The sequence below is a fragment of the Neisseria sp. HMSC70E02 genome (assembly GCF_001838645.1).
Classification (GTDB): domain Bacteria; phylum Pseudomonadota; class Gammaproteobacteria; order Burkholderiales; family Neisseriaceae; genus Neisseria; species Neisseria macacae.
On the sequence record NZ_KV838112.1, the window covers coordinates 21,446 to 31,837 of the forward strand.

At 53.0% G+C, this 10,392-nt stretch carries 8 protein-coding genes; 2 read left to right on the top strand and 6 right to left on the bottom strand.

Annotation, left to right across the window (positions count from 1 at the left end):
- Positions 1 to 90: 90 nt before the first annotated feature.
- From HMPREF3277_RS09865 to tkt, 6 genes are all read right to left on the bottom strand, one after another.
- Positions 91 to 510 (bottom strand): nuclear transport factor 2 family protein, encoded by a 420-nt coding sequence (locus tag HMPREF3277_RS09865; RefSeq protein WP_070871002.1) that lies wholly within the window; start codon positions 508 to 510, stop codon positions 91 to 93.
- Between the two features lie 37 nt (positions 511 to 547).
- Positions 548 to 1,456 (bottom strand): flavodoxin family protein, encoded by a 909-nt coding sequence (locus tag HMPREF3277_RS09870; RefSeq protein ID WP_070871003.1) that lies wholly within the window; start codon positions 1,454 to 1,456, stop codon positions 548 to 550.
- Positions 1,457 to 1,774: 318 nt separating this feature from the next.
- Positions 1,775 to 2,365: a LolA family protein gene (locus HMPREF3277_RS09875; protein ID WP_003767219.1), complete on the bottom strand. Its 591-nt coding sequence runs from the start codon at positions 2,363 to 2,365 to the stop codon at positions 1,775 to 1,777.
- A gap of 66 nt (positions 2,366 to 2,431) precedes the next feature.
- The gene (locus HMPREF3277_RS09880; RefSeq protein ID WP_003767199.1) at positions 2,432 to 2,869 is read right to left on the bottom strand and encodes an acyl-CoA thioesterase; all 438 of its coding nucleotides are present in this window, start codon (positions 2,867 to 2,869) and stop codon (positions 2,432 to 2,434) included.
- A gap of 389 nt (positions 2,870 to 3,258) precedes the next feature.
- Positions 3,259 to 5,271, bottom strand: coding sequence for an LTA synthase family protein (locus tag HMPREF3277_RS09885; RefSeq protein WP_070871004.1), 2,013 nt, complete (start codon positions 5,269 to 5,271; stop codon positions 3,259 to 3,261).
- A gap of 432 nt (positions 5,272 to 5,703) precedes the next feature.
- Positions 5,704 to 7,683 (bottom strand): transketolase, encoded by a 1,980-nt coding sequence (gene tkt / locus HMPREF3277_RS09890; RefSeq protein ID WP_070871005.1) that lies wholly within the window; start codon positions 7,681 to 7,683, stop codon positions 5,704 to 5,706.
- A 516-nt stretch (positions 7,684 to 8,199) separates the two neighbouring features.
- Here tkt and ccoG point away from each other — a divergent pair.
- Together ccoG and HMPREF3277_RS09900 are read left to right on the top strand one after the other, a co-directional pair.
- Positions 8,200 to 9,711 carry a cytochrome c oxidase accessory protein CcoG gene (gene ccoG, locus HMPREF3277_RS09895; protein ID WP_045074196.1) on the top strand — a complete coding sequence of 504 codons (1,512 nt, stop codon included), beginning with the start codon at positions 8,200 to 8,202 and terminating at the stop codon, positions 9,709 to 9,711.
- Positions 9,712 to 9,714: 3 nt separating this feature from the next.
- The gene (locus HMPREF3277_RS09900) at positions 9,715 to 10,284 is read left to right on the top strand and encodes a FixH family protein (RefSeq protein WP_003744335.1); all 570 of its coding nucleotides are present in this window, start codon (positions 9,715 to 9,717) and stop codon (positions 10,282 to 10,284) included.
- Positions 10,285 to 10,392: the final 108 nt, after the last annotated feature.

The window sequence follows — 10,392 nt, forward strand, 5'->3', positions numbered from 1 at the left end:
TCTGAAAAGCAAAACTGTCGTCGGCCGTTGCTGCAAAACATTTTGGTCGTTTTCAGACGGCCTCTGCCAACGTCGGTGCAGCTTCCGGCGTCAAGCCTTAACCGCTTTGGCGAGTGCCGAGGCTGTCAGCATCTGCGTGCCGAACCAGCCCCAATAAATGCGGTGGTGCTTGATTTTGCCGCCTTCCAGCCGCATCACTTCCAAAATATCCACCTGATCGCCGTCGGGCGTTTGGCGCGGATATTCCCACACCAGCGTATCGCCCGCAACGAAATAGCGGCCGTCCCGATACCAGCGCACCAAATCGTTGGGACGGCGGCGCGTGCCTTCCTGTAAGAAACGTAGGATTTCGGCCTTGCCGCACAGGATGCCGCTGTCGGTATCCATAATCGCGGGCACCAGCGGGCTTTCAAATACGGCGTCGTCGGCATACAGCGCAATCAGTGCGTCGGTGTCGCGGTTTTTGGCATATTCGTGCCAGTCGCGGTAAATGCGTTCAAAATCGTCCATATACATTCTCCTTACAGGTTGCCGCCCGCAATCCGATTCATCCGCCGGAGGGCTGGCCGTAATAATCCGCCAGTTTTTTCAGACGGCCTTTGAGCAGCGGATGCAGCAGTTTTTTCACCAATACGCTCACCGGTACCAACACCAGAATCATCGCCAGCAGAAACAGGATATAAAAACACAGCAGGGCGCGGCGCAGCAGGGGGGACACACGTCCGGCGGCCATCAGCAGCCTGCCCCACAGGAAAAAGCTGCGGCCGGCGGCTTTTTCGCTGAAAATCAGTTTTTCGTTCACCTTGGCCGCGCCCATGTTTTGAAACAGGGTTTCGTCCAATGTTTTGTTTTGCAACAGGGTATCCCGCATTTTCGCGCCGAAGCGCGCCGCGTCGGCCAGCTCTCCGTCTGCGATGCCGGCGGAGGGCAGGGCGCGGAAGTATTGTTTGTCGCCCGACAGCAGCCATGCGGGGGTGGTGATGAAGCTGGCGGCGCTGTTGCATGCGTCGATTTTGACGATGTTGCCGATGAGTTTCGCCCCGTTGTGCGCCAAAAGCGACTTCATTTTTTCCTGCGCGCCCAACCACATATTGCGGCAGCCGATAAGCGTTACCACAGGTTTGCCGTTGAGCAGGCGGCGGGTTTCTTCCCGTTGCAGGAAGGCGGTAATCGGCTGGGCGGGAGAGAGGAACCAGACGGTATAAGCGATAACCACGGCGTCGTAATCATCGTCGGGGATGGCGGGCGGCAGAATCGGCGCGGGTTTCAGGTGGACGGTTTCGGGAAAGGTGTTGAAAAACCGCCAAAACGACCACGGAAACGGATACGGCTCTTGCGGCTCAAGGTTCACGCAATCCACATGGATGCCGCCCTGCCGCAAAGGTTCGGCGAAATTCCGCACCAGTTCCGCCAGCTGTCCGGTTTGCGAGTAATACACCAGCAGCACTTTTTTCACGTCGCTTCCCTTTATGTATTAACAAAAATTATTTGATGATTGGTTATTATAGCTTTTTTGTAAAATTATTTAAAGAACAATAGGGTGGGATAAATGGAGGTCGTCTGAAAAAGGCGGTCGGCGTGAAAGTTGAGGCAAAGACATACCCTGAAATCACTGGGCTTAGGGCAAAAATATCTGCCTGATAAAATGCAAACCTGCGGCTTGCCGCCCTCGCTCAACCTCTCATGCGGAGAGAAAAAACGCGGGCGGCAAGCCGACAGGTAAGTTCTTCAAAAGTGGACAGAATGACTTTGCAGGTCTGTCGGATGATGCCGCTTACAGGGCTTTTTTGGCAAAGTCGTCCAGCGGTTTGCCGGTTTGCACTTCTCTGAACTGCATCACGGTTTTGTCGCCTTGTTTTTCGTCCAACTCGATTTTGCGCACCACGCTGTCGCCGCTGATAACGATGTGATTGAAAATTTGGCGGGTAACGGCAGTTTTCGGCGTCAAATTCAGCGTCCATTGCTTTTCAGTGCCAGAGAGGGCGAGGTCGAATTGTTTTTCCAAACCTTGCGTGTTGCCGCCGAGCAGGTCGAGGAAGAGCTTGATTTGCTGACTTTGTCCAACCTTGCCTTGGTTGGGGTTGGTCCATGCGCTGCCGTTCCACTGCATGATGCCGTCCGAGCGCACGCGCAGGGTGGTTTCAAACGGTTTCTGCATTTGCCACAACAGGCCTTTTTTCGGAATCAGGACAAATTTTCCGCCCGTAACCATCGGTTTGCTCAGGGATTTCAACTGCCGCTGCTGGGTAAACGCGCCCTGTACGTTGGACGGTTTTTGCAGGGTTTGGGCGAGTTCGGCGGTGGAAAACGCCCACAAGGCGGGGCTGGCGAGGGTCAGGAAGAGGGCGGTAAGTGTTTTTTTCATGTTGTTCCTTTTCAGGTTTGTTTTCAGACGACCTTTAAGGGTTGGGGTCGTCTGAAAACGGGAAGGTCAGGTGGGAGTAAAGGTCGGATGGGTTTGCACGGCATCCAGCCAGCTTTGCGGGGTCTGAAACTGCATCAGGCCGTCTGCCAGCGAAACGGCGGCTTGGGTGGTCGAAGCGCGGTTGAGCTTTTCGTTGGTTTGCGCATCATAAATCGTATAGTCGATGCGCAGGCAGCTTTCGATTTCGACGATGTCCATATCGACGCGGATTTTTTGACCGAAGCGGGCGGGGCGGATGTATTTGAGGTTCATCTGCACGATCGGCCAACTGTATCCCTGCCGAGCCATTTCATTGTAGTCGTAGCCGATGGCGGACAAAAAGGCGCAGCGGGCGGTTTCGAGGTATTTCACATAGTTGCCGTGCCAAACGATGTGCATGGCGTCCACATCGAAAAACTGGACTTCGATTTCAAAGCTGTGGCGGCAGTAGATGTGTTTTTTCATGAGGTTCCTTGTGTGGGGCGCAAGCGGCATAGATTATATAGCGGATTTGCCGCCAAACGGTAAGGCGTTGTTTGCGCGGATGCAATGTGGTGCGATGTTTGAGGTGTGTTTTATAGTGGATTAACTTTAAACCAGTACGGCGTTACCTCTCCTTAGCTCAAAGAGAACGATTCTCTAAGGTGCTGAAGCACCAAGTGAATCGGTTCCGTACTATCTGTACTGTCTACGGCTTCGTCGCCTTGTCCTGATTTATGTTAATTCCACTATAATTTTACTACACTATGACGGTATGGTTCGGCATCTGCTTTAAGCCGGGAGTGCCTGGGGTATGGTTGGTTTGCAAAAAGGTCGTCTGAAACTTTTCAGACGACCTTTGGCTATAAACGGATTTATTGGGTACTGATAATCCGGTTGATCTGCCATTCAAGAAACGGCGTATATGCCGAGGCGCGGCGGATGATGGCTTGGTCTTCGTTATCCGGTGTGCTTGGGCGGCTTTCGGCGGTTTGGATATTTTTGTTGTCCCATTTGTGGAATGCTTTGCTGTGTTGATGATAGAAACCGCGTTCGGTGATGATGACTTCGGGGTTGTAGCCGTAGCCGCACCATGCGGAATCGGGTTGTGGGGCGGTGAGGTTGCAGCCGGTTTGGTAGTAGCGCGATTTGGACAAGCTTAAGTTGTAGAGGGTCGGCAGGATGTCTTTGTGCGAACCTGCGCGTTCGGGATGGTATTCGGCGCTACCGCGGTAGGCTTGCGGGACGTAAAGGTAGAAGGGGACGCTGTGGCCGAGTGCGGCATCGGCGGATTCGGGATAGCCGATGGCGCGCATATTGTGGTCGCCGGTGGCGGCGATAATGGTGTCGGGCGCGATGGTTTTCACTTTGCCGATAAAGCGGCCGAGTTGGTCGTTGCTGTATCGGAAGGTGTTGAAAATTTCATTCAGCTCTTTGCCTGAGGCGAGGTTGGCAAGGCGTTTTTGCTCTTGTTCGTCCAAACGGAAGTTTTTCGCCTGATGCGGCGCGGGCAGACGGTAGGGCGGGTGGTTGGTCACGGACATCATCATGATGAATACGGGCGTGCCGCTTTCTTCGGCGCGTGCGAGTTCTTCTTCGGCATAGCGGAACATGAATTCGTCGGGCACGCCCCATGTGTCGGATTTTGCTTCGGGATAGTGGGTTTTGAGGGTGTTTTCATCGATGATTTCGTTGACGCCCAAGTGCCGCAGGAAGGTGTCGAAATCGCGCCAGCCGCCGTTGCCCGCCGTAATATAGACGACGCGGTAGCCGGCATCGAGATAGGGTTTGAACATATTGCCGGGGAAGGTTTTGTTTTTGGCGAGGGATTGGCTGAGGTTGAGGCGCGGGCTGCGGACGAAGAAGCGGTGCAGGGTGTCGCTGGTGCCGTCTCCTTCGGAAACGAATTTGCGGTATACCCAGTCTTGCTGCCAGTGTTTGCCCAGTTCGCCCAAGAGGTCCCGTTCGGGATTGTCCATGTTCAAGAGATGCGCGCTCATGCTTTCCATGACGGTGAGAACGACGTTGGGACGGTGTTTTTCGACGGCGGCGTTTGCGGCGGTTTGGGCAAAGAGCTGCGTCAAGTCGGCGTCGGTTTTTTTATCGAGCAGGGTACTGATGAGCCGGCTGCCGTCTTCATCGGAGACGGGATGGAAGTCGTTGCTGTTGCGGTATTCGTTGACTGCCCAGCTTAGGGAGGTCAGGGCGTTGGGAACGAGTTTGTTGATTTGCGGTGCGGCAGAAATCTGCATGGCGGTCTGACGTAGGGGGAATTTGCCGAACGAGCCGCGTATGCCTGCGGCAAGCGCGAGGACGGGTAAGAGGACGGCGGCAATCCAAGCGGTTTTCCCCCATGAGGTCGTCTGAAAGCGGGTGCGGCGGCGGATGAGACTAAAGATTTTGCCGAAAACGAAAGCTGCGGTAATTAAGGCGATAAGACAGGGGATGACGGGATAGTCAGACCAGACGGTTTTCAGGACAGCGCGGGTGTCTTCGTCCGCCAGCCCGAAGACGAAGACGTCAAATTGACGGTCGTAAACGCTGTAATAGAACCAGTTGCCCAGTGCGGCGGCGAATGCGGTCAGGGAAAGGACGGTTGCGACGGTAGGCAGGAGGCGTAGGGTAAAGGCGGTGGTTTTCTGTGTAGCCAGTCCGAACAGCCCGATCAGGAAGGGGAAGGCGGCGGCAATGGAGGCGATTTTGATGTCGAACAACAGCCCTTTGACAAACAAAGCCGCCAAATTGCCCGCATAACGGCTGCGGATGTCGTCTGAAACGAAATGGTGCAGCATGAAGAAACGTTCGGCGGAGAAAACGGCGACGATGGATGCCCATAAAATCAGGCAGATGAGGAGAGTTTTCCGATAGGCGGCAAGGCGGGTCATCATAATTGGCGGGTAAGATGGGTTGGATGTAAATTTATATCAAATTGGGTAAGGTGTGATTTTACGGTTTAGCGGTATGGCTTTCAAGATATGGCAAAGGATTATTGGGAATAGGAGGGGCAGACGACGCTTTATCCGGCTTCATTTATGTAGGAAGGGGTGCGCCGCCGTATGGGTATAGTGGATTAACTTTAAACCAGGACGGCGTTACCTCTTCTTAGCTCAAAGAGAACGATTCTCTAAGGTGCTGAAGCACCAAGTGAATCGGTTCCGTACTATCTGTACTGTCTACGGCTTCGTCGCCTTGTCCTGATTTATGTTAATTCCACTATAATTGGATTTTCGTTAAACCGGTTTGGGTGGCTTTAAAGGAAAAAGGTCGTCTGAAAACCTTATCTTCCGTTTTCAGACGACCTTTGATGCGATGGCTGCCGCTTACAGCACTGATTTCACAGTATCCACCACATTTTCCACGGTAAAGCCGAATTCTTTGAACAGCAGTTCGGCAGGGGCGGATTCGCCGAAGCGGTTGATGCCGACGACTGCGCCGTTCAATCCGACGTATTTGTACCAGCCGTCGGCGTGTCCGGCTTCTACGGCGATGCGCGGCAGGCCTTCGGGCAGGACGGCGGCTTGATAGGCGGCGTCTTGGCGGTCGAAGACGTTGGTGGACGGCATGGAAACGACGCGCACGGCGATGTTTTGCGCGGCGAGGGCTTTTTGCGCTTCCAAAGCCAGCTCGACTTCGGAACCGGTGGCAATGATGACGGCTTGGGCGTTGTCTTGGGATTCGCTGATGACGTAGCCGCCGCGTTTGATGTCGTTCAGTTGTTGCTCGTTGCGCGCTTGGAATTTCAGGTTTTGACGGCTGAAAATCAGGCAGGACGGATGGTCTTCGGCTTTTACCGCTTCCGCCCAGGCCACCAAGGATTCGGCGGTATCGCACGGACGCCATACATCCATGTTCGGAATCAGGCGCAGGGTGGCGGTTTGCTCGACGGGTTGGTGGGTCGGGCCGTCTTCGCCGAGGCCGATGGAATCGTGGGGGAAGACGAAGACGGGGTTGATTTTCATCAGCGCTGCCATGCGCAGAGCGTTGCGTTCGTATTCGCTGAACATCAGGAAAGTTGCGCTGAAGGGTTTCACGCCGCCGTGCAGGGCAAGGCCGTTCATGATGGCACCCATGCCGAACTCGCGCACGCCGTAGTGGATGTAGTTGCCGCCTTTGTCGCGGGTAACGGAGATGCTGCCCGACCAGTCGGTGAGATTGGACGGGGTCAGGTCGGCCGAACCGCCCACCAGTTCGGGCAACTCTTTAGCGAGGATTTCGATGCTGTTTTGGCTGGCTTTGCGGGTGGCGATGGTTTCGGCTTTGGCACATACTTCTTTCAATGCTGCTTGAACGTATGCATCGAAATTGTCCGGCAGTTTTTTATCCATGCGGCGCACGAATTCTGCGGCCTCGGCGGGATATTTGGCTTGGTATTGCGCAAACAGCTCGTTCCATTCCGCTTCCAGTTTCGCGCCTTGTTCTTTCGCGCTCCATGCGTTGTAGATTTCTTGCGGAATTTCAAAGGCGGGGTAAGTCCAGCCCAGATGTTTACGCGTGGCTTCGATTTCGTCCGCGCCCAAAGGTGCGCCGTGGGTTTTATGGCTGCCTTCTTTGTTGGCACTGCCTTTCCCGATTAAGGTTTTGCAGCAGATGATGGACGGTTTGCCGGTTTCGGCACGGGCGGCTTCGATGGCGACTTGAATGGCGGCGGTGTCGTGGCCGTTTACGTTGGGAACGACGTGCCAGCCGTAGCTTTCAAAGCGTTGCGGGATGTTTTCGGTAAACCAGCCGTCCACTTTGCCGTCGATGGAAATATTGTTGTCATCATATAAAACAATCAGTTTGCCCAAGCCCAAAGTGCCGGCGAGCGAACAGGCTTCGTGCGATACGCCTTCCATCAGGCAGCCGTCGCCCATGAAGACGTAAGTGTAGTGATCGACGATGTTCAAACCGTCTTTATTAAATTCGGCGGCAAGGATTTTTTCCGCCAATGCCATACCCACCGCGTTGGCAATGCCTTGTCCCAACGGGCCGGTCGTGGTTTCCACGCCATCGGTGTAGCCGTATTCGGGGTGGCCGGGGGTTTTGCTGTGCAGTTGGCGGAAGTTTTTCAAGTCTTCAATGCTCAGGTTGTAGCCGGTCAGGTGCAGCAGGCTGTACAACAGCATGGACGCGTGGCCGTTGGAGAGGATGAAGCGGTCGCGGTTGTAGAATTTGGGGTTGGCAGGGTTGTGACGCAGGAATTTCGTCCACAATACTTCCGCCATTTCCGCCATACCCATGGGCGCGCCGGGGTGGCCGGAATTTGCTTTTTGAACGGCATCGGCCGAGAGGAAACGGATTGCGTTTGCCAGTTGAGACATTTTGTACCTTCCTTGTTGTATTGGTTTGAAACGGTAACGGTAAAGAAAATTCCGTTGATTATCGCCCGATTCGGTCAGGCTTTCAAGGATATGGGCGGCTTTCAGACGACCTTTCCGTCTATCAGAAGGACAACTTCAAACCGGTACGGCATCGGTTTCGCATTGTCCTGTTTTAAAAATTGTCCGCATAAGGGGTCGTCTGAAACAGGCAAAGCAGATGAGATTAACTGTTATTCCGTTTTGAAACAGTAGTTTATAAATTTTTATCAGAGATATAGCGATTCGCTATAAACATAGCGTCATCGGTTATATGCAACTGCTTGAATATCGCCGATTTCAGACTCGGGCAACAGAAAAATCAAAACGGGTGGCATATAAAAGCCAAGTAGGGCTTTTTGCTTTGGTCAAGTTCAAATGATATGATTCCGACGCATATAAAAGGTCGTCTGAAAAACCAATCAAACCAGTAATCAGAATAAAAGACCTGCGCGCAAACACACGAAGGAACACTGAAAAATGTCAACAGAAAACCAAGCCGAAAACGCTGTGTCAGAAGAAAAAAACGCTGCCCCGAAAGAGCAGTCCGAGAAACCGGCAAAAACCGCTCCGCCCAAACCCTCAAAACCCAAATCCAGCGTCATCCAAATCCATCCCGAAGGCGAACGCATCCATCCGAAAAAAGCGGAAGGGCGGTTCGCCAAATTGCGTATAGCCGCCGTATTGGCGACGCAGTTTGTGTTTTATGTGATTCCGTGGTTCAACTGGAGCGACCGTCAGGCGGTACTCTTCAATATTCCGGACCGGCATTTCTTCATTTTCGGGCTGTCGTTGGGTATGGGCGACTTGATTTACCTTGCCCTGCTGCTGATGATTTGCGCCTTCGGGCTGTTTTGGTGGACGACGATTGCCGGACGCTTGTGGTGCGGCTATTCCTGCCCGCAGACGGTTTATACCGAAATCATGCTGTGGATCGACAACTTGGTCGAAGGCGACCGCAACAAACGCCTGAAGCTGGAAAAATCGCCGTGGAATTTCACTAAAATCCGTATTAAAGCAACTAAAGCTCTGCTGATTTTTCTTGTCTGCGCGTGGACAGGCATTACCTTTGCGGGCTGGTTTGTCCCGATCCGCCAGTTCGTTCCCGACTTGTTTGCCGGAGCAGCAGGCGGCGGCGCGATGTTTGCCGCAGCGTTTTACGGCTTCATGACCTTCTTCTTTGCCCACGTTATGCGTGAGAAAGTGTGCCTGCATATGTGTCCGTATGCACGCTTCCAAAGCGCGATGTTCGACAAAGACACGCTGATTATTTCTTACGATACCGAACGCGGCGAACCGCGCGGCGCGCGCAAGAAAACCGCCAACAAAGAAGACAGCGGATTGGGCGACTGCATCAACTGCACCATGTGCGTACAGGTCTGTCCCGTCGGTATCGATATCCGCGACGGTTTGCAGTATCAATGTATCGGCTGTGCGGCGTGTATTGATGCCTGCGACGAAATCATGGATAAAATGGGTTATCCGCGCGGACTGATACGCTATACGACCGAAGGCGCGTTGGAACACGAATATCCTGAAAGCGACATCAAAAAACGCTTGAAACGTCCGCGTGTGGCGGGATACGGCGCTGTTTTGCTGGTGGTTATTATTGCTTTCTTGGTCGGACTTTCCACACGCAAAATGGTCGAAGTCGATATTTTGAAAGACCGCGGCGTGATGGTGCGCGAAAACAGCAAAGGTTGGCTGGAAAACGCATATAACCTGCGCATTATCAACAATAGTGAAAACGAACAAGTGATGACTGCGGCAGTCAAAGGCTTTGAAGAAATTGCCCTAACCGGATTGCCGGAAGGCGGCGTGAAAATCGCACCGCGCCAAACGTTGACCATTCCGGTCCAAGTTTCCACCATTCCCGAATACGCCGACAAGGGCAGCCATCCGATTGAGTTTACCTTCACTTATCGCGAAACCGGCAAAGCAGATGGCAAACCCACTATCTTGGAAGAAGAAGCAACCTTTATCGGAGAATAAAACGTGTCCGAGCAAAAACAAGTCAAACCTTGGTACAAACACATTTGGCCGTGGGTGTTGATGGCGGGGCCTATTTTCGTCGTGATTGCCAGTGTCGCCATGTTCTTCGTCGCCAAAGAACATGCAACCGATTTGGTAACGGACGACTATTACAAAGACGGCAAACATATCGACATCCAGCTTCACCGCGATGAAGAGGCAGTGAAGCGGCATATGCAGGTGCAAGTGCTGATCAGTCCAGATAAGGATGCGGCCAAAGTGTTTGTCAGCGGGGAATTCGATCCCAAACAGCCTTTGAATCTCCTTTTGATGCACCCGACTAAAAAATCGGAAGACCAAACCGTCAAACTGCACCCTGTCAGTGCGGAAATCCAAAACGGTCGTATGGAGTATGAAGCGACTTTCAAACCCCTGCCGCCGACCAACCACTGGTATCTGCGCGTGGAAGACACTTCAGGCGTTTGGCGGGTGGAGGATAAATGGATAGTCAGTCAAGGTAATGCAATCAATCTGACCCCTATGAACAAATTGTTTGAGAATGCTAATCAGAAGCCGAAAGATTCAGGACAATAGTTTGACAGGCTCAAAAGGTCGTCTGAAAAATTTCAGACGACCTTCATGTTGTAAGGTTTGTGATGATGTTGGCGCAAATATAGTGGATTAACTTTAAACCAGTACGGC